Origin of the sequence: Amycolatopsis sp. La24 (assembly GCF_029087445.1) — a bacterium.
Classification (GTDB): Bacteria; Actinomycetota; Actinomycetes; order Mycobacteriales; family Pseudonocardiaceae; genus Amycolatopsis; species Amycolatopsis nivea.
On record NZ_JARACH010000007.1, the window covers coordinates 108,544 to 133,261 of the forward strand.

General features: G+C 70.5%; 25 protein-coding genes. 13 read left to right on the forward strand and 12 right to left on the reverse strand.

Annotated features, from left to right (window positions below; genetic code table 11):
- Window positions 1–57: 57 nt before the first annotated feature.
- Window positions 58–2,292 (reverse strand): heavy metal translocating P-type ATPase, encoded by a 2,235-nt coding sequence (locus tag PUT80_RS10800; RefSeq protein ID WP_275291803.1) that lies wholly within the window; start codon window positions 2,290–2,292, stop codon window positions 58–60.
- Between the two features lie 189 nt (window positions 2,293–2,481).
- On the opposite strand from PUT80_RS10800, the gene PUT80_RS10805 reads away from it, so the two are divergent.
- Window positions 2,482–2,715, forward strand: a complete 234-nt coding sequence (locus PUT80_RS10805; protein WP_275291804.1) for a hypothetical protein — start codon at window positions 2,482–2,484, stop codon at window positions 2,713–2,715.
- Window positions 2,716–2,874: 159 nt separating this feature from the next.
- On the opposite strand, the gene PUT80_RS10810 is transcribed toward PUT80_RS10805, so the two are convergent.
- Both PUT80_RS10810 and PUT80_RS10815 read right to left on the reverse strand, forming a co-directional pair.
- The gene (locus PUT80_RS10810; protein WP_275291805.1) at window positions 2,875–4,752 is read right to left on the reverse strand and encodes a cytochrome c oxidase assembly protein; all 1,878 of its coding nucleotides are present in this window, start codon (window positions 4,750–4,752) and stop codon (window positions 2,875–2,877) included.
- A 441-nt stretch (window positions 4,753–5,193) separates the two neighbouring features.
- On the reverse strand, window positions 5,194–5,763 hold the full coding sequence (locus tag PUT80_RS10815; protein ID WP_106961353.1) for a sigma-70 family RNA polymerase sigma factor: 570 nt from the start codon (window positions 5,761–5,763) through the stop codon (window positions 5,194–5,196).
- Window positions 5,764–5,863: 100 nt separating this feature from the next.
- On the opposite strand from PUT80_RS10815, the gene PUT80_RS10820 reads away from it, so the two are divergent.
- Complete coding sequence (locus PUT80_RS10820; protein WP_275291806.1) at window positions 5,864–6,604, forward strand: zf-HC2 domain-containing protein; 741 nt, start codon at window positions 5,864–5,866, stop codon at window positions 6,602–6,604.
- Between the two features lie 512 nt (window positions 6,605–7,116).
- On the opposite strand, the gene PUT80_RS10825 is transcribed toward PUT80_RS10820, so the two are convergent.
- Together PUT80_RS10825 and PUT80_RS10830 are read right to left on the reverse strand one after the other, a co-directional pair.
- Window positions 7,117–7,725: a DUF5134 domain-containing protein gene (locus PUT80_RS10825; protein WP_037819542.1), complete on the reverse strand. Its 609-nt coding sequence runs from the start codon at window positions 7,723–7,725 to the stop codon at window positions 7,117–7,119.
- Complete coding sequence (locus PUT80_RS10830) at window positions 7,722–9,440, reverse strand: PepSY-associated TM helix domain-containing protein (RefSeq protein ID WP_275291807.1); 1,719 nt, start codon at window positions 9,438–9,440, stop codon at window positions 7,722–7,724. The genes PUT80_RS10825 and PUT80_RS10830 overlap by 4 nt, the downstream gene beginning before the upstream one ends.
- Window positions 9,441–9,631: 191 nt before the next feature.
- Between PUT80_RS10830 and mftA the strand changes: the two genes are divergently transcribed.
- The 7 genes from mftA to mftD are packed head-to-tail and all read left to right on the forward strand — an operon-like array spanning window position 9,632 to window position 15,281.
- Window positions 9,632–9,736, forward strand: a complete 105-nt coding sequence (gene mftA / locus PUT80_RS10835) for a mycofactocin precursor MftA (protein ID WP_037819541.1) — start codon at window positions 9,632–9,634, stop codon at window positions 9,734–9,736.
- Window positions 9,726–10,019, forward strand: a complete 294-nt coding sequence (gene mftB / locus PUT80_RS10840; RefSeq protein ID WP_043833371.1) for a mycofactocin biosynthesis chaperone MftB — start codon at window positions 9,726–9,728, stop codon at window positions 10,017–10,019. The genes mftA and mftB overlap by 11 nt, the downstream gene beginning before the upstream one ends.
- A complete protein-coding gene (gene mftC, locus PUT80_RS10845; RefSeq protein ID WP_043833372.1) occupies window positions 10,019–11,212 on the forward strand; it encodes a mycofactocin radical SAM maturase in 1,194 nt (397 codons plus the stop codon). Before mftB ends, mftC begins: the two co-directional genes overlap by 1 nt.
- A gap of 1 nt (window position 11,213) precedes the next feature.
- Complete coding sequence (gene mftE, locus PUT80_RS10850; protein ID WP_037819536.1) at window positions 11,214–11,903, forward strand: mycofactocin biosynthesis peptidyl-dipeptidase MftE; 690 nt, start codon at window positions 11,214–11,216, stop codon at window positions 11,901–11,903.
- On the forward strand, window positions 11,900–12,688 hold the full coding sequence (locus PUT80_RS10855) for a mycofactocin-coupled SDR family oxidoreductase (RefSeq protein WP_037819535.1): 789 nt from the start codon (window positions 11,900–11,902) through the stop codon (window positions 12,686–12,688). The genes mftE and PUT80_RS10855 overlap by 4 nt, the downstream gene beginning before the upstream one ends.
- Window positions 12,685–14,112, forward strand: a complete 1,428-nt coding sequence (mftF, locus tag PUT80_RS10860) for a mycofactocin biosynthesis glycosyltransferase MftF (protein WP_275291808.1) — start codon at window positions 12,685–12,687, stop codon at window positions 14,110–14,112. Before PUT80_RS10855 ends, mftF begins: the two co-directional genes overlap by 4 nt.
- Window positions 14,109–15,281, forward strand: a complete 1,173-nt coding sequence (gene mftD, locus PUT80_RS10865) for a pre-mycofactocin synthase MftD (protein WP_275291809.1) — start codon at window positions 14,109–14,111, stop codon at window positions 15,279–15,281. The genes mftF and mftD overlap by 4 nt, the downstream gene beginning before the upstream one ends.
- Window positions 15,282–15,289: 8 nt before the next feature.
- On the opposite strand, the gene PUT80_RS10870 is transcribed toward mftD, so the two are convergent.
- The 3 genes from PUT80_RS10870 to PUT80_RS10880 form a co-directional block, all read right to left on the reverse strand.
- Entirely contained in the window at window positions 15,290–16,045 is a 756-nt protein-coding gene (locus tag PUT80_RS10870; protein WP_275291810.1) for an alpha/beta hydrolase, read from the reverse strand.
- A 65-nt stretch (window positions 16,046–16,110) separates the two neighbouring features.
- Window positions 16,111–16,695, reverse strand: a complete 585-nt coding sequence (locus PUT80_RS10875; protein WP_275291811.1) for a nuclear transport factor 2 family protein — start codon at window positions 16,693–16,695, stop codon at window positions 16,111–16,113.
- A 64-nt stretch (window positions 16,696–16,759) separates the two neighbouring features.
- Window positions 16,760–17,452 (reverse strand): YafY family protein, encoded by a 693-nt coding sequence (locus tag PUT80_RS10880; protein ID WP_037819530.1) that lies wholly within the window; start codon window positions 17,450–17,452, stop codon window positions 16,760–16,762.
- Window positions 17,453–17,721: 269 nt separating this feature from the next.
- On the opposite strand from PUT80_RS10880, the gene PUT80_RS10885 reads away from it, so the two are divergent.
- The 3 genes from PUT80_RS10885 to PUT80_RS10895 all read left to right on the forward strand — a co-directional run bounded on the left by PUT80_RS10885 (window position 17,722) and on the right by PUT80_RS10895 (window position 19,935).
- Window positions 17,722–18,549: a MerR family transcriptional regulator gene (locus tag PUT80_RS10885; RefSeq protein WP_275291812.1), complete on the forward strand. Its 828-nt coding sequence runs from the start codon at window positions 17,722–17,724 to the stop codon at window positions 18,547–18,549.
- 83 nt (window positions 18,550–18,632) lie between these two features.
- Window positions 18,633–19,562, forward strand: coding sequence for a hypothetical protein (locus tag PUT80_RS10890; RefSeq protein WP_037819528.1), 930 nt, complete (start codon window positions 18,633–18,635; stop codon window positions 19,560–19,562).
- Between the two features lie 7 nt (window positions 19,563–19,569).
- On the forward strand, window positions 19,570–19,935 hold the full coding sequence (locus PUT80_RS10895; protein ID WP_199818137.1) for an RNA-binding S4 domain-containing protein: 366 nt from the start codon (window positions 19,570–19,572) through the stop codon (window positions 19,933–19,935).
- Between the two features lie 82 nt (window positions 19,936–20,017).
- On the opposite strand, the gene ctaD is transcribed toward PUT80_RS10895, so the two are convergent.
- From ctaD to PUT80_RS10915, 4 genes are all read right to left on the reverse strand, one after another.
- Window positions 20,018–21,724, reverse strand: coding sequence for a cytochrome c oxidase subunit I (ctaD, locus tag PUT80_RS10900; RefSeq protein ID WP_043833386.1), 1,707 nt, complete (start codon window positions 21,722–21,724; stop codon window positions 20,018–20,020).
- A gap of 103 nt (window positions 21,725–21,827) precedes the next feature.
- Window positions 21,828–22,079 carry a hypothetical protein gene (locus PUT80_RS10905; protein ID WP_037819525.1) on the reverse strand — a complete coding sequence of 84 codons (252 nt, stop codon included), beginning with the start codon at window positions 22,077–22,079 and terminating at the stop codon, window positions 21,828–21,830.
- 5 nt (window positions 22,080–22,084) lie between these two features.
- Entirely contained in the window at window positions 22,085–22,510 is a 426-nt protein-coding gene (locus PUT80_RS10910; RefSeq protein ID WP_051172342.1) for an SPW repeat protein, read from the reverse strand.
- 24 nt (window positions 22,511–22,534) lie between these two features.
- Window positions 22,535–23,299, reverse strand: coding sequence for a GPR1/FUN34/YaaH family transporter (locus PUT80_RS10915; RefSeq protein ID WP_037819524.1), 765 nt, complete (start codon window positions 23,297–23,299; stop codon window positions 22,535–22,537).
- 199 nt (window positions 23,300–23,498) lie between these two features.
- Between PUT80_RS10915 and PUT80_RS10920 the strand changes: the two genes are divergently transcribed.
- Window positions 23,499–24,593 (forward strand): ionic transporter y4hA, encoded by a 1,095-nt coding sequence (locus PUT80_RS10920; RefSeq protein WP_275291813.1) that lies wholly within the window; start codon window positions 23,499–23,501, stop codon window positions 24,591–24,593.
- Window positions 24,594–24,718 lie beyond the last annotated feature (125 nt).

Sequence of the window (24,718 nt, forward strand, 5' to 3'; positions counted from 1 at the left end):
GGCAAACCTAACCTAATCGAGTGAGCGTCGGCCAGGGTGATCCCGCCCACCCCGGGCTCAGCGGCCCGGCGCGAAGTTCCGCAACCGCAGGCTGTTGGCCACCACCAGCACCGACGACAGCGACATCGCCGCCCCCGCGATCAGCGGGTTCAGCAGTCCGCACGCGGCGAGCGGCAGCGCGGCCACGTTGTACCCGAACGCCCAGACGAGATTCCCTCGAATGGTGCGCAACGTCCGTTGCGCGAGACGGATCGCGTCGGGCAGCACCGACAGGTCGTCGCGGACGAGGATGATGTCGGCTGACCGCAAGGCGAGATCGGTCCCCTCGGCGACTGCCAGCCCGAGATCAGCGGTCGCCAGCGCCGGAGCGTCGTTCACCCCGTCGCCGACCATCGCCACCCGGTGCCCCTTGTCCTGCAACGCAGACACCGCCGCCGCCTTCTCGCTCGGCAAGACTCCGGCGAGCACCTCGGGAATCCCGACCTCCGCGGCGACCGCCTGGGCCGTCACCTCGTTGTCGCCGGTCAGCAGCACCGTTTTCAACCCCAGCCGATGCAATTGCGCGACCGCCGCCCGCGCCGAAGGTTTCACCTCGTCCCGCACAGCGAGCATGCCCGCGACCTCGCCAGCCGCCGACACGAGCACCACCGTCGCCCCGCCAGCCTCAGCCGACGCCACCGCGGCCTCGACCTCGGGATCGACCGAAATCCCTTCGTCCGCCAGCAACCTCGGCCGCCCGACGACCACCGCCGTTCCCTCAACCACGCCGCGCGCGCCCAACCCGGGCAATGCCTCGAATTCAGCAGCCGGAAGCACCACCGGCCCAGCAGCGACAATCGCCGCAGCAATCGGATGTTCAGACGACGCTTCGACCGCAGCCGCGAGATGAAGCACCTCCGTCGGCGAGAACGATCCGAACGCCCGGGTCTCGGCGAGAGTCATTCGCCCCTGCGTCACGGTGCCGGTCTTGTCCAGCACGACGGTGTCGACCGTCCGGCTCGCCTCGAGCGCATCCGGCCCCTTCACGAGGATCCCGAGCTGGGCACCCCGCCCGACGCCGACCATCAGCGCGGTCGGCGTTGCGAGCCCCAACGCGCACGGGCACGCGATGATCAGCACGGACACCGCCGCGCCGAACGCGTCCCTCACCGGATTCCCGGTGAGCAACCACCCCGCGAGGGTGAGCACCGCCAACGCCGACACCAGCGGGACGAAGACCGCGCACACCCGGTCGGCCAGCCGTTGCACCGCCGCCTTCCGCTCCTGCGCGCGCTCGGCGAGCGCACTCATCTGCGCCAGCTGCGATCGCGCTCCCACGGCCTCCGCACGCACCACCAGCCGACCGTTCAGGTTGATGCTCCCGCCGATCACCCGGTTTCCCGGCCCGACCTCCGCCGGAACGGGTTCGCCCGTGATAGCGCTGACATCCACTGTGGACAGACCGCTGTCGACGGTTCCATCCGCGGCGATCTTCTCCCCCGGTCGCACCACGAACCGGTCACCTACCGCCAGTTCGCCGATTCCGACCAGCTCTTCACCGTCCGCGCGCAGAATCCGCACGTCCTTCGCCGCCAGCGCGTCCAGCGCGCCGAGCAGGTCCGCCGCACCACGCCGGGACCGCGCCTCGAAGTACCGGCCGGCGAGCAAGAACGTGGTCACTCCGGCCGCGACGTCGAGGTACACCGAATCCGCGCCCGGCGCGGTCGCGCCGAACCCGATCCAGTAACCCGCCTCGCTGCCCGATCCGATCAGCACCGAAGCCGCCGACCACAGGTAGGACGCCAGCATGCCCAAGGAAACGAGCGTGTCCATACTGGACGACCGGTGCCGCAGATTGCGCAGCGCGGCCCGGTGGAACGGTGCCGCCGACCAGAACACGACCGGGGTCGCGAGCAGCAGGCACACCAGCTCCCACAACGGGAATCGCAGCGACGGCACGAGTGCGAGCGTGATCGACAGGTTGCCGAGCGGGACGGCCAGCACCGCCGCCACGATCAACCGGCGGCGCAGGTCGCGGACCCGCGCGTCACGGTTTTCCGGGGTCGCTTCACCGCGGACAGTCGCGGTATAGCCCGCGCGTTCGATCGTCGCAACCAGCGAAGCGGGGTCGAGGTCAGGCGGATAGTGGACAGTCGCGCGTTCGGTCGCGTAGTTCACCGTGGCGCGGACGCCGTCGAGTTTGCCAAGGGATCGCTCGACGCGCGCCGCACAGGCGGCACAGGTCATCCCGCCGACGGCGAGATCGAGTTGACGGGTCGGGGTCGCCGCGGGGGCGGCGGTCTGCGTAGACATGGTTCTCCGGATTCCAGGACGGGCACGAAGTCGGTGGCAGTGCCGGGCCGGGGAAGGCGGACCGATTTCCATCGTACGCCTGTTTTTCCGCCGCCACTCCTTCGGGTGACTTGGGAACCTTTCGGCTCTCCCTGACGACTATCCGGATGGTGGCAGTGCCCGACCCAACCCGATCAGACAGGAGCGAAAATGTCCGAAACCCTTGCCTCATCAGGAAACCTTCAGCACGTGACCACGTTCTGCGGCAACTGCGACTGCGGCTGCCCGGAGCTGTTCCTCGACGACGTCGCCCCGCCGGAACGCCGCGTCGTGCTGACCGACGACTTCGGACAGCGAGTGCAGATGAGCTTGGCACAGCTGAAAGTTCTCGTCGACGACGTCAAAGGCGGAGCCTTGGACAAGGTGGTGACTGCGGTGATCTAGCGGCGGAATCGGCTCAGTGCAACGAGATCGTCGCCCCGAGCGGCAACGCGGGCACGAGATCTGCGGGCGGCCGGATTCAGCGGCCGACGGACCGATGCCGGTCGTGCGGACATCAGGGGCGGCCGACCCTGATCCGCACCGGCGGGCGTCGGGCCGCGGTTACTGCCTTCTGGCCGCCAGGTTGGCGAGCATCGCGTTGTAGGCGGCGAAATCGTCGTCGTCACCTTGGTCGAAGCGACGGTCCAGCCGGGCGGCTTCGCGGTCATCGTGGCGGCCCCACTGCACCAGGAGCGCCACGACGACCACGATCATCGGGATTTCCCCGGTGGCCCAGGCGATTCCGCCGCCGAGACGTTGATCCGAAAGGAGGTCAGGCATCCACGGCAGGGAGAGGTAGCGGTAGAACGTCTCGGCGATCACCGTCTGCTTGTTCATCAGCATCACGCCGAAGAACGCGTGGAACGGCATCACCGCGAACATCATGCCGAGCCGCGCGAGGTGCGGCATCGAACGCGGCGGGCGGTCGACGCCGATCACCAGCCAGAAGAAAACGTAGCCGGACACAAGGAAATGGAGGTTCATCAGCTGGTGCGCCCAGTGGTAGCGCATCGCCTCGCCGAACAGACCCGAGAAGTACAGCGCGTAGTACGAGCCGACGAACACCACAGACGCCACCAGCGGGTGCGCGATCAGGCGCGTGAACCGCGAGTGCAGCAGCGCCACGAGCCACTCGCGCGGACCGGCCGGTCCTTTGCCCGCCACCGGCAAGGCACGCAGCGCGAGGGTCACCGGTCCGCCGAGCACGAGCAGCACCGGGGCGAGCATGGCCAGCGTCATGTGGATGACCATGTGCAGGCTGAAGGTTCCGGACGAGTACGTGCCCAGGCCGGACGACGTCGCGATCAGCACCGTCGCCCAGCCGCACGTCCACGCCCAGAACCGGCCGCGAGGCCAGTCGTCGCCGCGATTGCGGAGGCGCCGTGCCCCGACTGCGTAGCCCGCAACCGCAAGCACCGCGACGACGCCGAGGAGCAAGTCCGGACGCCAATCGAGAAAGAGCCGAGCGAACGAAGGAGGATCAGGCAGGTCGTACCCGAGCACGGTCTCGCCGACGGTCGCCGGATCGTCCACGAACGCCGGCGGCACCAGATGCGCCAACCCGGCCGAAGCGCCCATCGCCCCGGCCAGCACCACGACCTCCGCCACGAGAGCCGCTGTGCCGCCACGCCAACGGCGGCGCGTGGCGGCGATCAGCACCGCCAACACCATCGTGATCACGACCTTCACCCCGAGGAGAAAGCCATACCCAGTAAATAATCCAGCCGGACGGGCAAGCGCCAGACCGTCGACGATCCCGGATGCGGCGAGCACGACGAGGCAACACGTCGCCAGCCGTCGATACCGGCGGAGCGCGATCTCTCGTGTCGTGCCTGAGCCACGGTGGACTAGCAGCGCAACCAGCGCACCGGTCCACAACGCCGCCGCGATCACGTGCCACACCAAGGCATTCGTGGCCAGGTCGTGCCACGCGCCGATGGAGACGTGCCCGGCGATCGCCCTCGGCAGCAGCGCGACGAGGGCAAGGCCGAGCCACAGCACCGTGGTGCGCCAGGTCAACGTGCGCCAAACGCCGATCGCCACCACGGCGGCTACCGCGAGGACGCAGAGCCACGCCTTGGGTTCCTCCATGGCGTCAACGAGGACGGCCAGTTTCGCCAGATGCAGCGCCTCGGAAACCGGCCGCCCTGATGCGTCGGCGGCGTCGAACGGCACCAGGATCGCTGCCGCGAGCGCCCAAACGCCTGCAGCGGCCGCGGCGGTGCGGGTCGCGGCGTAACCGTCTGGGGAGAGCCGGCCCGCTTCGCCCGGCGGGCTCAGAAACGCCGCGAACACCAACCCGCCGACGCAGACCACCCCGGCCGCGTCAGCGACCAACCGGAGCAAGGAGGTGCCCAAGGACGTGACCGGACCAGGAGCCGGGTTGCCGAGAGCGGCATAGACATCGCCCGCCGCGGCGACCACCACCACGACGGCCACCGCGGCAACCCCTGCCGCGGCAAGCAAACCCCGCCGGTGCGGGGTCGGAATAGTGCGCACACCAGAGTGGTCGGAAGGAGGTGGGGGCGAGTTCCCGCGACGTGGATCACGTCATGATCCACGTCGCGCGGCACGACGGCACAACGGCCCGCCGGACCGACGACGGCTCTGGCTCTGGCTCTGGCTCTGGCTCTGGCTCTGGCTCTGGCTCTGGCTCTGGCTCTGGCTCTGGCAGGGAGTGAATCACCAGCCCCGCGACCCATCACCGCCCGCACCGGACGATCACCGTCGAGCGAGCAGCCGCCACCCGACGAAGCCAACCGTCCAACCAGCCTGCCGGTCGCCTGACGCGAACAGCACCCTGCCCACCAAGCGGACCGCCGTCGAACGACCCCGCCCCAACCGACAACCGCGCAACCTGACGAAGAACCGGACCCCGCGTCACATCGCGGTGTCGTTCTCCTCCTGGGCGCGCAGCAGATCGTCGCGGGCGCGGGACACCCGGGAACGCACCGTGCCGACCGGGCAGCCGCACACCTCGGCCGCCTCCGCGTACGACAGGCCCAGGAACTGGGTCAGCACCAGGGCTTCTCGGCGGTCCTCGTCGAGGGTGTCCAGGAGCAGGCCCAGTTCGATCAGGTCTTCGAAGCCCGCCGTGCGCGTCCGGGCGGACTGTTCTTCGGCCGCGCGTTGCCAGTCGGCAGTCGTGGATTCGCGGGGGCGGACCGAGCGCGCGCGGATGCGGTCCACGACGACCCGGCGGGCGATGGACAGCAGCCACGTCCTCGACGACGACCGGCCCGCGAACCTCGGCAGCGAGCCGAACGCGCGCAGGTACGTTTCCTGGGTGAGGTCGTCCGCTTCGGCCGGGCTGGCGCGGTGGGCCAGGAACCGCCACGCGTCGGCTTGCGTCGCGCGGACCCAGGCTTCCAATGCGGCCCGGTCGCCGCGGCCGGCGGCGAGGGCCAGCGCGGTGATCCGCTCGTCGTCGTTGTCGCGGCCGGTGGACACGGACATCACGGTAGTCCATGCCCGTCCGGGACAGTCGCCTGACCAGGCCGGAGAAAAATCGCCGAACCCGCCGGGAACCGGGACGCGGATCCGAGCGACTATGACAGACGTGAGCTGTGAAATCTTCCGCGAAGCGCTGTCCGCGCGACTCGACGGCGAAGCGGGCCCAGTGCCCGAACCGCAGGTCGACCAGCATCTTGAGACCTGCGCGGCGTGCCGGAGCTGGTACGAGCGGAGCGCGACGCTGCGCCGTGCTCTGCTGGTCCGCAGCGCGCCCGAGGTGCCCGACCTCACCGGCCGGATCCTCGCCGAAACCCCGGCCCCGCCGCGAGAAAAATGGGGGCTGCGGGTCGCGCTGGGACTGGTCGGCCTGGTCCAGTGCGGGCTGGCGTTCGCGCAACTGCTCGGCATGGACAACGCCCACGGCGGCGGCGGTTTCATGGAAGGCCACCTCATCAACGAAAGCGCGGCCTGGAACCTTGCGGTCGGCGTCGGGCTGCTGTGGGCCGCCCTGCGCACCCGCGCGGCGGCCGGGCAGCTGCCGATGATCAGCGGGTTCGTGATCGTCCTCGCAGTGCTCACGACCAGCGACCTGATCGGCGACCGGGTGACCGTCGCGCGGGTGCTGTCGCACGTCTTCCTCGTCGTCGGACTGGCACTGCTCTACGCCGTTCACCGGCAGCATCGCCTCCGGCACCAGCCCGGCCCCGACCTCGCCGACACCGCCGACGACCCGGACCACACCACCGTGCCGACCCACGGTGCGCTCGCCCTGGTCCGCCCGCATCCGAAGCGAGGCCGCGACTCCCAACGCCCGACCGGACGGCACCGCGCCGCCTGACGCCCGCCCGGGGTTCCGGCTTGGACAGCTCACCCAGCCGGAACCCGCGGTGCGAGCACGGAATCCGCCGCCCAACCGATGGCGCAACGATCGAAGCGAACCGCAACCCGGAGAGTCAGGCGCAGCCTGGAGCCGCTGGCGCAGCGCGAGGCCCAGCCTTGAACTGCCCGCAGGCTGTCTTTGGCGAGACCATTCACGAAGCCCAAATCGAACCCGCGAAGTTCTGCGCCCGCGGACCTGACCGCGGACAACCGCCCTCGTGGCTAACGCCAATCCAGCGAGGACACATCCGCTCAGCCCAATAACGGACACCGCGAAATCTGTCCCACCCGCCCAGAACCAGCCACTCAAGTCAGATCCGTGAAGCCCGCCTCGCGAAACACAGCTCGCCAGACGACAGGCTCAGCGAATTCTGGCTGTGCAGCCATAACGAAGGCCGCCCCAGGCTGCGAGACGCGGCCCGAAACCACCTCAATCTCAGAAGGCGGCGCATCCGAACCACCCCGCCGGGCTCAGATCATCGCTACCGCCATCACCGCCATCCCCAAGCTCATCACGCCTTCCATCGCGAGCCCGACCTCCCGCCGTCCGGGGCGGGCGACCGTCCGGGCGTGATCGATCGCCCGGGCCAGCCACGCGATCCCCGCCACCAGGAAGACCACCGCGAGCACAACCGCCACCACCACGACATGCGCAGGCGCGTGCCCGGTCATCGTCATGCCAGCGTCGCCCATGTCCATTCCGGCGTGCTCGCCGCCCATCGCGGTCGCGGACATCGTCATTCCCGCCATCGCCGACGGCATCACGAACGCCATCCACGCCATCCCGGCCATCATCAGCGCGTGGTGTGCTCCGGGCAGGCGTCCATGCCCGAATCCCAGCGCCGTGCTCACCGCGAACCATCCGGCTGCCGCCGCGAACAGCACCACCTGCGGCATCCGGGCGAACGTCATCGTCGCGGGCCAGGCCATCGTGACCATCCCGGCGCACATCGCCGCGTGGAGTGCATCGGCCACTCGTCCGCTGAAGCCGGGGCGCCGCGCGCATCGGTACAGGCAGAACGCCCCGCCCGCCGCGAACAGCAGCGTCAGGATCCATCGCAGACCCGGTTCGGCGATCATCGGACGGCCTCCCGGCGCAGGCCCAGCAGGCAGTCCACCGCCAGGAATCCCAGCAACGACACCCCGAACACCGGCAGGAACCAGCTCACCGCCGCCAGTCCGACCAGGACCGGGGCCAGCACTCGACCGGGGATCCGCCGCCATGCGCCACGCACTGGCAAGCGGCCAAAACGGCTCCTGCCTCGCGACCGAGGGGGTCGAAGCCCACGCGTCGGCTCCTGGCACGCCGACTCCGCTAAGGGCTGTGCCGGGGAAGCGTCATCGCGCAACCCTGCGCCATCCGAGGACAGCCGACCGAAGCTAGCCGCACCCTCCATCGGCGCCTCGCCGCATACCGATTCGATGCTCACCGAGGACTCACTCGGAGCAACGTCACGCACCCGCGCGCGATCCGGTCGACCTGGATCAGCCTCCCTGCCCACCGAAACCTCGCCACCCACCGGCTCAACGCCCACCAACGACCCACCCGGAGCAACGTCACGCAGCCCCGCGCCCCGACCGGCAAGCACCTCCGGCGACTGACCGCCAACCGCCGCCAGTCGCACAGAGCCTCCGCTGCCGCGCAGCCGCTCACCAGGCCGGGACCGTCCGGAACGGCCCCGCAGCCACCACATCCGGTACCCCCACAAGACAACACAAACCAACGCCGCCCCGAGCACCGTCAGCGCCACCTGGTTCGCCACCCCAAACAACAGCCCCATATGCGCGTCGATCCCCCACCGGCTCAGCTTCGCGGCGAGCGGGTAATCAGCGAACCTCAACGTCCCGGTGATCTTCCCCGTCCCGGGATCAACCGACATCGAGTCCTGTTTGGACGGCCAGCTCCGGCCGACCTGCTGCACTACGTAACCGCCGTCCGAAGGCGGCCGGATTTCCACTGGGTCGGACAATCCGGCGCGCGCGGTCGCGTCTCGGACCGCCTGCCAGCCGACATCGCCGGGCGACGGGGCGGCCGACGAGACCGACGGCGTCGTCCAGTCCAAAGTGGACCGGAGGTCGGTGATGTTCGCGCCGGCGTGCAGCGACCACGTCAGGCCGGTCGCGGAAAGGAACAGCAAACCGGCCGCGATCCACAGGCCGGTCGAGCCGTGCCAGGAACGCAGTCGTCCCCGGCCGGGTTTGCCCGCGGACGGCAGCAGCACCGCGCGCAAGCGCCGACGGCGGCCGAGCCACAAGGCCGCTCCGAGAAGGGTGATCACCCACAGCCAGCTGGCCGCGAGTTCGCTGTACAGGCGGCCGAAGTCGCCTAGATGGAGGTTGCGGTGGAGGGTGTCGATCCAGCCGCGGACTGGCAGCGCCTGTCCGGAACCGTAGGTCTCCAATGCGCCGCGGACCTCGCCGTCGTGCGGGTTGACGAACACTGTGTACCGGTAGCTCGGCTCCAGACCCGGACGGTCGAAAATCACCTGGGTGGTGTCGGTCGCGGACGGCGCCGGGCGGACGCCGATGACTTTCCCGTCCGGGACCTGACCGCGCGCGACAAGGACCTGCTGGTCCAGCGGGACGACCCCGGCAGCGGCCGGGACGTGCAATTCGTGCGCGTAGACGGCTTGCTCCAGCTGCGGCGTCCACACGTACGCGATCCCGGTCAACGCAGCGACCAGGAGGAACGGGCCGACGAACACTCCGGCGTAGAAATGCAGCCGCAGCACTAACGGCCGGATCGCCGCCCACCCCGCCACCCGTGCCGGTTCCTCGTCGATGCCGATGGCCATCCTGCTCCCTTCGCGTGGTCCGCCTCCTGAGGAGTCGGACCGGCGGGGCAGTCGGTTCCCGGCCGCGGCGAACGCCCATTCGGGTGCCTCGCACCGGCGAGGCATTGCTTCTGGCACTCGGTGACAGTATTGTCGCCCTCACATTCGACACGAAGTGTCAAATATCGCCGCCACGAGACAAGGGAGTCACGATGAGCGAGACGACAACCGCCGCCGAGACGAAGGCCGAAGAGGTCGTAGCCGACGAATTGCTCGTCGAGGAGGTCTCCATCGACGGAATGTGCGGTGTCTACTGATCGCAGCGCCGCGGCGTTCGATCTGGACGGTGCTTGGGAACTGGACAGCCGGGTCTCCATCCGGCCGGAGCGGTTCGGCGCGCTGCTGTACCACTTCGGCACCCGCCGGCTGTCCTTTCTCAAGAGCCGCACCATGCTCGCCGCGGTGCAGGCGCTGACCGACCACCCCTCCGCCCGCGCCGCGTGCGCGCAGGCCGGGGTCGCGCAGGCGGAACTGCCCCGCTACCGCGCCGCCCTCGCCGCACTCGCGGCGTCGGACATGATCCATCCGAGGAGCGTGTGATGCCGCTTGTCGACGAATTCCAGTTCGGGCTCGACGCGCCGATCTGCCTGACCTGGGAGCTCACCTACGCCTGCAACCTGTCCTGCGTGCACTGCCTCTCCTCGTCCGGCCGCCGCGACCCGCGCGAGCTGAGCACCGAGGAGTGCAAGGCGCTGATCGACGAGTTCGAGCGCATGCAGGTGTTCTACGTGAACATCGGCGGCGGCGAACCGACCGTCCGGCCCGATTTCTGGGAGCTGGTCGACTACGCGACCGAACACCACGTCGGGGTCAAGTTCTCCACCAACGGCATCAAGATCACTGAGGACGTCGCGAAACGGCTCGCCGGCAGCGACTACGTCGACGTCCAGATCTCCCTCGACGGCGCCACCGAGGAGGTCAACGACCACGTCCGCGGCCCCGGCTCCTACCGCACCGCGATCCGGGCGATGGAGAACCTCGCCGCGGCCGGGTTCGGGAACTTCAAGATTTCTGTCGTGGTGACCCGGCAGAATGCGGGGCAGCTCGACGACTTCAAAGCCATTGCCGACCGCTACGGCGCCCAGCTGCGGCTCACCCGGCTCCGCCCGTCCGGCCGCGGCGCGGACGTCTGGGACGAGCTGCACCCCACCGCCGCCCAGCAGCGGGAGCTGTACGAGTGGCTGGTGAAACACGGCGAAAACGTGCTCACCGGCGACTCGTTCTTCCACCTCGCGGGCTACGGCGACGGCGGCCTGCCCGGGCTGAACCTGTGCGGCGCGGGCCGGGTGGTGTGCCTGATCGACCCGGTCGGCGACGTCTACGCGTGCCCGTTCGCCATCCACGACACCTTCCTCGCCGGAAACACCCGCGGCGAAGGCGGATTCACCAGCGTGTGGCGGGAATCCGAGCTGTTCGCCGAACTGCGCAGCCCGCAGAGCGGCGGGGCCTGCACGTCGTGTTCGGCCTTCGACGCCTGCCGCGGCGGGTGCATGGCGGCGAAGTTCTTCACCGGGCTGCCGCTCGACGGCCCGGACCCGGAATGCGTGCGCGGCCACGGCGAACGCGCGCTGGCCGGGGTCGCCGCGGGCAGCGTGCCGAAACCGTCGCTGGACCACTCGCACCGCACCCGCAAGCGCGAACCGGTGCCGGTGACCATCGGCATGCGCCGTCCGCCGGACCGGGCCTGCGACGAAAACCCGCTCGCCGGCTTCGCCCCGGCACCGGGCCGCTGAAATGCGCCTGGCCGATCTGTCGTCGCCGGACGTCGCGGAACACGCGGCGTCCGGCGCGATCCTCGCCGTGCCGCTCGGGGCCACCGAGCAGCACGGCCCGCACCTGCCGTTGAGCACGGACACCGACATCGCGACTGCGTTGTGCGACCGGCTCGCCGCGGAGCGACCGGACGTGCTGGTCGCACCGGCCGTGCCGTACGGGTCGAGCGGCGAACACGCGGGCTTCGCCGGGACGCTGTCGATCGGCCAGGCGGCCACGGAACTTCTGCTCGTGGAACTGGGCCGGTCGGCCTCCGAAACCTTCCGGCGGCTGCTTTTCGTGTCCGCCCATGGCGGAAATGCCGCTTCGGTGACCCGTGCGGTCGCGACTTTGCGGGCCGAATCGCGGGACGTTTCGGTGTTCGAGCCGCGCTGGCAAGGAGATCCGCACGCCGGACGGCCGGAAACCGCTCTGCAGCTGAACCTTCGGCCGGACAAGGTGCAGATGGACAAAGCCGTGCCGGGAGACGACCGTCCATTGAGCCAGTTGCTCCCCGCACTACGCAAAGGCGGTGTCAAAGCGGTGACTGACACCGGAATCCTCGGCGACCCCACCGGCGCGACAGCAGACGAAGGACGGGATCTCCTCGACGACCTGACGGCGCAGTTGCGAGCGCACGTGCGCGACTGGACTTCGGTAGGCACGCCATGAAAGCCGCCCTCGTAACCGGCGCCGCGCGCGGGATCGGCGCAGCCACCGCGACAAAGCTGGCCGAACAAGGCTGGGCCGTGCTCGCGGTCGACATCGCCGAAAACGACCCAGCTCTCCCCTACCCCATGGGAACCGGCGAAGAACTGTCCACAGTGGTCGAGACAATCCGCGAAACCGGCGGCATCGCCGAGGAATTCCGCGCAGACGTCCGCGACCGCGCCCAACTGGCCGCAGCGGTCGCGGAAGCGGAACAACGCTGGGGCGGCCTCGACGCGGCCATCGCGGCCGCCGGGGTGATCGCGGGCGGAGTACCGCTGTGGGAAATGCCGCCGGAACAGGAAGAAGCGGTCCTCGACGTCAACCTCCGCGGTGTCCTCAACCTCGCGCACGTCGCGATTCCCGCGTTGCTGCGCCGTCCGAAACCCCGCTCCGGACGGTTCCTGGCTGTCGCGTCCGCCGCCGCCACGCGCGGGTTGCCGATGCTCGCCGCGTACTGCGCCGCGAAAGCCGGAGTCGCCGGGCTGATTCGCGCGCTGGGCACGGAATTGGGCGACTCCGGCGTCACCGCGAACGCGGTCAGCCCCGGCTCGACCGACACGCCGATCCTCGCCGAGAGCGCCCGCCTGTACGACCTTCCTTCGGCACAAAGCTTTGCCGCGCAACAACCTGTGCAGCGATTGCTCGATCCCGCCGAGGTCGCCGCCGTCCTGGCGTTCCTCGCCAGCCCGGAGAGCAGCGCGACGACCGGCGCAGTCATCCCGGTGGACGGAGGGCTGGCGCTGTGACCACCCCGCTGCCCGCCGGATTCCGCCTCGCCGTGGACCCGAGCGTCAAACAACTCACCGACGGCCTCCTCTTCGGCGGCTCCCCCGCCCGCGTTCTGCGCCTCACGAAAGCCGGGCGGACGGCGTGGGAACGCCTGGCGGACAACCCGGTCGAGACCTCGGCAGAAGGCGTCCTCGCCCGGCTGCTCACCGACGCCGGGTTCGCACACCCGGTGCCACCAGCCAAAACCGCCGACGCGACCGTCGTCATCCCGGTCCGCGACCGTGCCGAACTGCTCGGCCGCTGCCTCGCCGCGCTCGACGGCCGATACCCCGCGCTGGTCGTCGACGACGGATCCGCCGACCCGGCCGCCATCGCCGCCGCAGCCTCCGCGCACAGCGCGAAACTCGTCCGCCGCGACGTCAACGGCGGCCCTGGCGCGGCTCGAAACACCGCACTGGAACACGTTTCCACCGACCTGATCGCTTTCCTGGACAGCGATTGCGTTCCGTCGCCGGACTGGATCGACCGGCTGGCCGGGCATTTCGCCGACCCGCTCGTCGCCGCCGTCGCCCCACGCGTCTGTCCCCTGGCCCCCGATACCTGGGCGGGCCGCTACACCCGCGCCGCCAGCAGCCTCGACCTCGGCACCGCCGCCGCCCGCGTCGCACCCGGCACCCGACTGTCCTATGTGCCCACTGCGGCACTCCTAGTCCGCCGCACAGCACTGGAATCCGTCGCCCGCGACGGCGCGGTCTTCGACCCGGCAATGCGCGTCGGCGAGGACGTCGACCTCGGCTGGCGACTCCACGACGCCGGTTTCCGGATCCGCTACGACCCGTCCGCGCACGTCGACCACCACGAACCGGCAACTTGGCGCACGTTGCTCAGCCGCCGCGCCAGCTACGGGACTTCCGCCGCACCGCTCGCTCTCCGCCGCCCGGCCGCGATGGCTCCGCTCGTCCTGCATCCCTGGCCGACGCTGACCGTCGCCGCTCTCCTCGCCCGCCGTCCGCTTCCGGCCGCCGCCGCGTTCGCGGGCGCGGTACTGACCATGACCCGCGTACTGCGCAAAACCGACGTGCCCACCCACGGCGTCGCCCAGACGATGGCCACCGCCGTCGGCCAAACCTGGCTCGGATTCGGCCGCTACAGCACGCAATTCGCCACTCCCCTGCTCGCCGCGCTCCTGCTGCCGGGCGGGCGGAAACGCTGGGGACGCCGGGCCGCGGTCGCGTCCCTGCTCGCCGGACCGCCGCTGACCGCCTGGCTCCGGCACCGCCCCAGTCTCGACCCTCTCCGCTACACCACCGGCGCGATCGCCGACGACCTCGCGTACGGCGCCGGGGTGTGGGCGGGCTGCCTCAACCACCGCACCGCGGTCCCGCTGCGGCCGCGCGTCACCTGGCGCCCTCTGCGCGTCGACCCGAAGGGAAAACGATGAGCACCACCTGGTTCGAATCCGTCGCCGAAGCACAGCGGCGGGCGAAGAAGCGCCTGCCCGCGTCCGTCTACTCGGCACTGATCGCCGGTTCGGAAAAAGGGCTGACGCTGCAAGACAATCTCGCCGCGTACGACGAACTGCGCTTCGCCCCGCGCACCGCCGGGCTGCCCGGCGAACGCGATCTGAGCACGAACGTCCTCGGCCGCGACGTCGCACTGCCGGTGCTGATCTCGCCGACCGGCGTGCAGGCCGTGCACCCCGACGGCGAGGTCGCAGTGGCTCGCGCCGCGGCGGCGCGCGGGACGTCGATGGGGCTGTCGTCGTTCGCGAGCAAGCCCGTCGAGGAAGTAGTGGCCGTCAACCCGAACACGTACTTCCAGGTCTACTGGACCGGCAGTCGCGACGACATCCTGCGCCGGCTCGACCGGGCCCGGTCGGCGGGCGCGGTCGGGATCATCCTCACGCTCGACTGGTCGTTCTCGCACAGCCGCGACTGGGGCAGCCCGCACATCCCGGAAAAGATGACTCTGCGCGAACTGATCCGCTTCGCGCCCGAGGGCATGATGCATCCGCGCTGGCTGCTGACCTACGCCCGCACCAAGAAGCTGCCCGACCTCAGCGTCCCGAACATGGCCGAGCCCGGCACGCCGGTTCCCACGTTCTTCGGCGCGTACGGCCAGTGGATGCAGACCGCGCCGCCGACCTGGGAAGACGTCAGCTGGCTGCGGAAGCAGTGGGACGGGCCGTTCCTGCTCAAGGGCGTGTACCGCGTCGACGAGGCCCGCCGCGCGGTCGACGCCGGGGTCAGCGCGATCTCGGTGTCCAACCACGGCGGCAACAACCTCGACGGCACCCCCGCCACGATCCGCGCGCTGCCCGCGGTCGCGGAGGCAGTCGGCAGCGAGGTGGAAGTGCTGCTGGACGGCGGAATCCGGCGCGGCAGCGATGTCGTGAAGGCGCTCGCGCTCGGGGCCCGCGCGGTGCTGATCGGGCGCGCGTACCTGTGGGGCCTCGCCGCGGGCGGACAGGCCGGGGTGGAGAACGTGCTGGACGTCCTGCGCAACGGCATCGACTCGACGCTGCTCGCGCTGGGGCACCGCAGCGTGCACGACCTGAGCCGCGATGACCTGATCGTGCCGGCGGGATTCGAGCGCCGGATCGGAGCCTGACCGTCCGTCTACTGTGGAATTTCGCCCGCGAAGAACCGGACCGCCGCGGCGGTGAACTCCGGCGCGGCCGACGCCCCGTAGTGATTGCCGGGAACCGCGGCGAACTCCGCGGTCAGCAGCCGGGCGAGCGGCTCGCCGTCAGCGTGCCCCTCGTCCTCGCTGCCGACCACGACCAGCGCCGGAATGTTCAGCGCGGCGAGTTCGCGCATCGGCACGACCGAATGGAGAACGAGCAGCAGCGCCCGCGGGTCGGCGCCGAGACGGCCGATCCAGTACGCCGTCTGGGCGTCGGCCCGTTCCACCGTCCGGCCCTCGGCCAACGCCGTGAGCACCCGGTGCAGCGGACCGCCTCCGCCGCCCCGCTGCATGGCGGCAAGTCCTTGTCCGCCAAGGAGTATCCGGGACGGCCGCGCTCCCCGCACGACCATGCGGAGCGCGACTCGCGCGCCGAGCGAGTACCCGCCCAGGGCGTATTCGGTCAGGCCGAGCTGCTCGGCGAACGCGAGCCCGTCGTCGACGAGCACGTCCGGCGGATAGCAGGCTGGATCGCCGGGCTGCGGGCTCGCGCCGTGCCCGCGGAAATCCGGCAGCAGCACGCGGAACCCGCGTTCGGCGAGTTGCTCGGCCAGCCCGCTGCGCAGCCACGCCTCGCCGGACGAGGTGAATCCGTGCAGCAACACGACCGGCGTGCCTTCGCCGAGTTCGCGGTAAGCCAGTTCGAGCCCGTCGCGCGCACGGAACCGATGGACGGGCAGTTCGATCACGGGGTCCACTATGGCACGAGCCCGCTGGTCCGTGCGCACTGTTGACGCACGGACCAGCGACTCGCTCACGGCAGCGGACGCGTCCCCGGCACCACCCATTCCCGGTCGACCCGGCCGTCAACCGCGACCAGCACCGCGATCCCGCCGCGCGAGCCGTCCGACCAGGTCCCGGCGATGGTCTGCCGCTCCGGGTCGAGCACCAGTTCGCCGTGCCACGGGTGCGCGTCCTTGGCGAGCACCCGCAATTCCTCGCGGTCCAGATCGCCTTCGCCAGGCCCGTCCGGCAGTTCCGACCGGCCGTCCGGCGAGGGGATCGTCCAGTTCCGCGAGACCTTTCCGCCGGCGAGCACGCACAGGTCGGCTCCGGTGATGACCACGCCGTCGCGCCGGGTGACGTCCCAGGTGAAGGCGAGCCGTTCGGTGCCGTCGACGACGAAAGTGCGCGGGACGAACACGTTTCCGACGTCGCGCTGGTACTTCGCGATGAACGCCTCGGCGTCCGCCGGGCCGACCAGCGGGTCGAGGCCGGGTTTGGTGCCGGACCACTGGCGGCCGTCGGCGGTGAGCAGCCGGTGCGCGAGCGAGGCGTCCTCGTTCCACATGCGGCACCAGAGGGCGGGGATTTCTTCGGGGTTCAGGTCGTTTGCCATGCGAGAACGATCGCGGCCGCCGGCGACACCGTCCTGTCGGTGTTTCCCCGCCGCGTGGCGCAGGTCACTCGCCGAGCGGGCGGGCGGAGATCCGCGCGAGTTCGGCGTCGAGGTCGACCTCGCGGCGCTCGACGCGGTCGCCGGTCAGCGCGAGGGCGCGGATCCGGTCCAGCAGGAAGCCGCGGACCGCGTCGCGCAGGCGGCACCAGCCGAGCACGTACCAGCCCGCCGGGCCCCACAGCAGGCCCAGCGGCTCGACGTCGCGTTCGGTCTCCTGGCCTTTGGCGTCCACATACGACAGCCGGAGGACGCGCCGCGCGGCGAGAGCGGTCAGGATCAGTCCGCTGTGGACGGCGGGCGGTTCGGGCTCGCCGACCCGGTGCAGCCGCGCGGCGAGGTGCTGTTCGGCGTCGCGGACGTCGGACGGCAGCCGCGCGAGCACCTTGCGCGCCGCCGACTCCGCCGCGCCCGCGAAGGGCGAACCGGCGGCCGAACGCAGCGCGACGGTGATCGCGATGGCTTCCTCCGGCGTGAGCGTGAGCGGCGGCAGGGTCCGTTCGCGGTCGAGCCCGTAGCCGCCGGTCCGGCCGGTTTCGGTCCAGATCGGGACGCCTGCCTCGCGCAACGCGCCGAGGTCGCGCTCGACCGTGCGCACGCTGACCTCGAACCGGGACGCCAGCCACGCCGCGGTCCGGGTGCGCGGCGCGACCGCCCGGAGTTCCTCGACAAGTGCGTACAGCCGGTCCGTGCGATTCACCCGGCCAGCCTACGGACCTGCGGATCCTCACCCGATCGGGTGGCTTTGCGGGCGACTGCCGTCACGAAGGCGGACCTGCGCTGTTCCGTTCGCGGGAGCCGCGACCGGCGCCGGTCCGTCCTGTGGAGGGCGGCGGACCGGCGAGGTCCCCTCGTTCGTCGGGGGACGAGGGGTCCGCCGGGGCGGGTCGGCGCAGGGGGCCGGCCCGTTCCCGGTCCGGCGGGGACACTTGACTCTCACACCGTGTCAGAGCGTGTGCTGGGGAGGTCATGTTCACCATCGGAGAATTCGCGCGCCACGGCCGGGTTTCGGTTCGCATGCTGCGGCACTACGACGCGCTCGGCCTGCTCCGGCCCGCCGAGGTCGACCCGTGCACCGGCTACCGGCGCTACACCGCCGGGCAGCTGGCCGCGCTGAACCGGATCGTCGCGCTCAAGGAGCTCGGCTTCGGGCTCGGCGAGGTCGCCGCGCTGCTGGACGAGCAGATCCCGCTCGACCAGGTCCGCGGCATGCTGGCCCTGCGCCGGGCCGAGCTGGCCGAACGCGTCGCCGCCGACCGGCTCCGGCTGGCCGAGGTCGAGGCGAGACTCCGCACGCTGGAAAGCGAGCACGCCATGCCGGACACCGAAATCATCGTCAAGGACCTCCCCGCCGCACACGTCGTGCGGCTCACCGCGACCGTCGAGAGCTTCTCCCCCGAGGCGATCAGCCCGGTCCTGCGCCCACTGTGCGCGGAACTCGGCCGCCGCCTCGAAGGATCCGACGCCGTCCCGGCCGGGCCGTTGACCTGCTACTACGAAAAGCCAGCGGGCGAAGACGATCCCGTCGTCGTGCACGCGGCGCTCCCGGTGTCCGGGGCCGTCGCCCGGCCGAACGGCCTCGAGGCAGCCGAACTGCCGGCCGCCCGCGCCGCGACGCTGGTCCACCGCGGGCCGGCGAGCGGATTCCTCGCCGGCTACCAGCGGCTCGCCCGGTGGACCGACGAGCACGGGTTCCGCGCGGACGACTTCCCCTGCGAGGTCTACCTCCACACTTCCGGCGACGAGAGCGAATGGGTCGTCGAACTGTGCGAGCCGTTCGTCGAGGAACCGCGCTGACCGGCCAAGACCCGACCTTCGACGGGTTGCGCCGCCGCTCGTTCCGGACGCGAATGGGTGGGGACGACCCGAGGAGGACGCAGGTGTTCTCGACAGGTCCCGGCACCCAGCCGGACCGGCTCGCCGACGCGCTGGCGGACGGGCCGTTCAGCCGTGCCCTGACCCTGGCCATCGACCGCAGCGGGCTCGGTCTCGACCGGCTGCGCGACCGGCTCGCCGCGGCGGGCGCGGCGGTCAGCACCACGACTCTCAGCTATTGGCGGACCGGCCGCACCGTGCCCGCCCGCGCCCGTTCGCGCGTCGCCGTGCGGATTCTCGAGGGCGTGCTTGACCTGCCGCCTGGCTCGCTGACCGGGCTGATCGAACGCGATCCGGAACCGCCGCCGGTCCCGGTCGTGCGCTGGGAACGGCTGTGGGGACGCCGGAACGCCGTGCTGCGCGTGCTGAACTCGTTCGAGACGGCGTACCGGACGTCGCTGGTGGTCGTCAGCCTCCACGAGGCCGTGCACGTGGGCCCGGACCGGCGGCTGCACCGGCTGGAAGTGCGCGAGGTCGTCCGCGCAACCGAGGACGACACGCACATCCGGCTGGTCACCGCGCACGGCGTCGGCCCCGGCTGCCCGCCGCGACTGGTGCGCACCCGCTACTGCTCGCCAGGGCGCACGGAAACCCTCGCCGAAGAAGGGTTCACGGTGTGCGAACTCGTCCTCGGCCGAGGACTGGACCGGGGCGAAACCGCGATCGCCGAGTACGAATTCGAGTTCACCGACGACCGCCCGGACTGGTCCTACGAGCGCCGGTTCCGCAACGCCGTGCACGAGCACCTGCTCGAACTGCACTTCGCGCCCGGCTTCGAACCGCGGGCCTGCCACGCCTACCGCCTCGACTCCCCCGCCGGGCCGGAGACGACCGTCGCCGAACTGCCGATCACCGAAGGCCTTCCCGCGCACGTCGTGTCGGCCGAGGTCACTCCGGGGATCCTCGGCCTGCGCTGGCAGTGGGACCCGCCATGATGGACCCATGGAATCGACGCGGATCGACCGCTGGCTCTGGGCGGTCCGGCTGACCAAGACGCGCGCCGACGCCGCGGCCGCCTGCCGCGGCGGGCACGTGCGCGTGAACGACCGCCCGGCGAAACCCGCGACCACGGTCGTGCCCGGCGACGAGGTCCGTGCCCGGATCGGGACGACGACCCGCGTGGTCGAGGTCGTGCAGGTGATCCAGAAACGGGTCGGCGCGGCCGTCGCGGCCACCTGTCTCATCGACCGCACCCCGAAGCCGCCGCCGGAAGCCGCGATCCCGGTTGCCCGCCGCGAGCGCGGCGCGGGTCGCCCGACGAAGCGGGAGCGCCGGGTGCTGGACGAGTTCCGCCGCCAGCAGGGCTGATCGCGCAAAGCTCTCGGCCGGGCTCAGGTGCGTACCTTGTGCGCGTCCGAGATCCGGGCGTCCGCTGATGTGGCTGGCCTGATCAGGCGTCCGATTCCGCCTTCGCCCGCTTGCCCCAATGGATGTGCTGCTCCTCCCGCATCCGCTCGACCATGTCGGGATAGTGCAGTTCGAAAGCGGGCCGTTCGGAGCGGATCCGCGGCAGTTCGGTGAAATTGTGCCGCGGCGGCGGGCTCGAGGTGGCCCATTCCAGCGAATTGCCGAAGCCCCACGGGTCGTCCACGTTGACCTTCTCGCCGTAGCGGTAGCTCTTCACCACGTTCCAGATGAACGGCAGCACCGAAGCGCCGAGAATGAACGCGCCGATGGTCGAAATGGTGTTCAGCACGGTGAACCCGTCGCTGCGGAGGTAGTCCGCGTACCGTCGCGGCATTCCTTCCGCGCCGAGCCAGTGCTGCACCAGGAACGTCGTGTGGAAGCCGATGAACGTGGTCCAGAAGTGCCATTTGGCGAGCGATTCGTCGAGCATCCTTCCGGTCATCTTCGGGAACCAGAAGTAGATCCCGGCGAACGTGGCGAACACGATCGTGCCGAACAGCACGTAGTGGAAGTGCGCGACGACGAAATAGGTGTCGGTGATGTGGAAGTCCAGCGCGGGCGCGGCCAGCAGGACCCCGGTCAGGCCGCCGAGCAGGAACGTGACGAGGAATCCGACCGACCACAGCATCGGCGATTCGAACGACAGCGTCCCCTTCCACATCGTGCCGATCCAGTTGAAGAACTTCAGCCCGGTCGGCACCGCGATCAGGAAGGTCATGATCGAGAAGAACGGCAGCAGCACCGCGCCGGTGGCGAACATGTGGTGCGCCCACACCGTCGCGGAAAGCCCGGTGATGCCGACCGTCGCGAACACCATCAGCCGGTAGCCGTAGAGCGGTTTCCGGCTGAACACCGGGATGATCTCGGTGACGATCCCGAAATACGGCAGCGCGACGATGTACACCTCGGGATGGCCGAAGAACCAGAACAGGTGCTGCCAGAGGATCGCCCCGCCGTTCGCCGGGTCGAACACGTGCGCGCCGAGCCTTCGGTCCGCCTCCAGCGCGAACAGCGCCGCGGTGAGGATCGGGAACGCGATCAGCACGAGAATCGCGGTGAAGAAAATGTTCCAGGTGAAAAGCGGCATCCGGAACATCGTCATTCCCGGAGCCCGCAGGCACAGGATCGTGGTGGTCATGTTGACCGCGCCGAGAATGGTGCCCAGACCGGACACGATCAGGCCCATGATCCACAGGTCGCCGCCGACACCGGGACTGTGGACGGCGTCGGACAGCGGCGTGTAAGCGGTCCAGCCGAAGTCCGGCGCCCCGGCCGGCGTGAGGAACGCGCTCAGCACGATCAATCCGCCGAAAAGGTACAACCAGTAGGAAAACGCGTTCAATCGCGGAAACGCGACATCCGGAGAGCCGATCTGCAGCGGCAGCACGAAATTGGCGAAACCGAACACATTCGGCGTCGCGTACAGCAGCAGCATGATCGTGCCGTGCATGGTGAACAGCTGGTTGTACTGCTCCTGCGACAGGAATTGCAGCCCCGGCTGGGCGAGTTCGCCGCGCATCAGCAGCGCCATCGCGCCGCCGACCAGGAAGAACGCGAACGACGTGCCGAGGTAGAGCAGCCCGATCTGCTTGTGGTCGGTGGTGCGCAGGATGCCCAGCAGCACCGAGCCCTTCTTGCCCCGGCGCGGCGCGGCGGCGATCACCACTGGCCGGGGCTTCAGCTGTGTCATGACCGACCTCCCGCGCACCCGACGATCGCCGGGCAGCCCGCGGCCGCCCGGCCTCACCCGGGGCGGGTAACCGGCCGGGACCCGCGGCAAACCCCGGCTTGTGTCAGCTGTCCCGGTGATACGGCAGCTGCCCGTTCGTCAGCGCCGCGCCGAACACGACGGCCGCGCCGACCACCAGCAGCACCGCTCCGGCGGCGGGCGCGGACGCCCACCACACCACGCCCGACGCGGCCACCAGCCAGGCCCCGACGAGCGCCTCTTTCCGGGCCGGCGGCGTCGCCTTGCGCGCACGCAATCCCGCGCTGCCCAAAGCGAGCACGCCGATCGCGAGCACCGCCAGCACCGGCCAGTACACCCTCCTCACTCCCGGAACTCGCCGCTGTGCCTGCGATAGGCGACAGTCACCGAGATCACCGAGAAGATCGCCAGCAGCACGCCGACGATCAGCGAATTCGTGCGGATCGCGTCGCGGTGCCCGTCGACCGGGTAGCCGAACGCGAACGGCGCGGCGATGAGCCAGAACCCGATCGCGACGTTGACCAGCCCGAGCCAGCGCGCGCGTTCCGGCAGGCCGAACCGGACCAGCGCGACCGCCGCCACGGCGATCCCGCACGCGAGGCTGTTCCAGAACCCGGCCGTCGCGGACAGCGTGAACGAGTAGCTGTACGCGAACGCCGCGAACACCAGCCACGCCCCGGCCAGGAACTCGGCGGTGAGCGGCAGCCTGCTCTCCCGCAGCTTCCGGTCCCGCGGCGTGAACGCGGTGAGCGCCATGCTCATCTTCATCCGGTGGTCACCTCCTCGCCGGGGCTACTGCCCGGCCTTGATTCCCGGTTCGCCGTGATCGAACTGGATCGCCTGGTGCAACGGCACTGTCGTGGTCCGGGCGGGGCGCGGGACGCGCAGGCCCATCGGCAGGACCACCCGGTGGTGCGCCGCTTCGAGGACCATCGCGCTGCACGCGTACCAGGCCAGCACCGCGGACACGAGCAGGAAGTAGGCGGCAATGGTGCGCACGACGCCGACGTCGCCGATCAGGCCGATCGCCAGCAGCGTCGACGCGGCGGCGAGGACCGCGAGCAGCGCGCAGAGCACGAGGCTTTCCGCCAGCGCGGCGAGCGCGCCGGTCCAGGTGATCGCCGCGAGCCCGATGAACCAGAAGCCGATCGCGGCCGCCGCGACCGGGCTCGCCGCCGTCGACGGCAGCCCGCCGAGGCCGACGAACAGCTGGTAGACGCCGAAGCCGATCCAGAACGCGCCCCACGCCCCGTGGATCACCGTCGCGAGCGCGTCCCGGGCCCGGTAGGACCACATCCCGGCGAGGAACTGCGCGACGCCGCCGAAGGCGAACGCGAAGGGGGCGAGCAGCAGGGGCGTCGTCGTGCTGTCGCCGAACCAGCCGGCCATGTTGGCCGCCACCATGAACGTGGACACCGCGAACCCGGCGAGTCCCAGGATCGACGGTGCGGCCACCGGACTGAGGTTGATGTGCGTGTGCTCGCGCCAGAAGGAATACTCCGCGCCGTCGCCGCCTGCCGGCATCGCGCGGTCGGCCATCTTCATTTCCCGGGTCATCCTCGGCTCCTTTCCGCGCCGACCACCCCTGTCCGCCGCGCGTACCCCGCCGCCGACCTGCGGAACCCTGCATTCGCTAGGCCGAACGAGTGAATTTCGCGCCCGGCCGGGCGACGGGCAGTGTCCATTTCGGACGCGACACTCCCCCGCGCGGACGGGATGCCCGGCGACCAGGGGTCCGATATGCCAGGGTGTGCGCATGGCGAGCGTCCGCGGTTATCTGTTGTCCTGGACCACTTTGCTGCCGTTGCTCGCCCTGGTCCTGCTGGCGCTCACCTGGGGTCGCACGCTGGGTCCGGTGCCGGTCGCGCTGGTCGCGATCGCGCTGGCGGGCACGGTTCTCGCCGCGGTCCACCACGCCGAGGTCGTCGCGCACCGGGTCGGCGAACCGTACGGCTCGCTGGTGCTCGCGGTCGCGGTGACCGTGATCGAAGTCGCGCTGATCGTCACGATGATGGCTTCCGGCGGCGACCAGGCCGAAACCCTGGCGCGCGACACGGTGTTCGCCGCCGTGATGATCACCACCAACGGCATCGTCGGGCTCTCGCTTCTCGTGGGCGCGCGCCGGTACGGGGAAACGCGCTTCCACCCCGAAGGCAGCGGCGCGGCCCTGGCGACGGTCGGCACGCTGGCGACGCTGAGCCTCGTTCTGCCGACGTTCACCGCGAGCACGCCCGGACCGGCGTTTTCCGGGCCGCAGCTGGCTTTCGCGGCCGGTGCGTCCTTAGTTCTCTACGCCACTTTCGTGATGACGCAGACCGTCCGCCACCGCGATTTCTTCCTTCCCGTCGACCACGACGGCGAGACCCGCGAGGAGGAGCACGCGGAACCGCCGAGCGCCCAGAAGACCTTGGTGAGCCTCGTTCTGCTGCTGATCGCCCTGGTCACCGTGGTCGGTCTGGCGAAGGTCGAATCCCCGGCGATCGAAGCCGGCGTGCGCGCGGCCGGGCTGCCGCAGTCCTTCGTCGGTGTGGTGATCGCCCTGCTGATCCTGGCTCCGGAAACGCTCGCGGCGGTCCGCGCGGCACGGCGCGACCGGATGCAGATCAGCCTCAACCTCGCGTACGGCTCCGCGATCGCCAGCATCGGCCTGACGATTCCGGTCATCGCGCTCGCGTCGGTGTGGCTGAAGGGCCCGCTGCTGCTCGGTCTCGGCCCGACGCACATCGTGCTGCTGGCGCTCACAGTGGTGGTCAGTGTGCTGACGGTGGTGCCGGGGCGGGCTACGCGGCTTCAGGGCGGGGTGCATCTGGTGTTGTTGGCGGGATTCCTGGTGCTGGCGATGAATCCGTGACGGTGTGGCGGCGGAACGCTCCACAATGGAGCATCTGCTGACCGTTTCGCGCGCGGTGGCGAGGGCCGTAAAGGACGCCTTGAGGGAATCCAAGTCCGTGAAGGAGCCCCTCACGGACCTCGGCG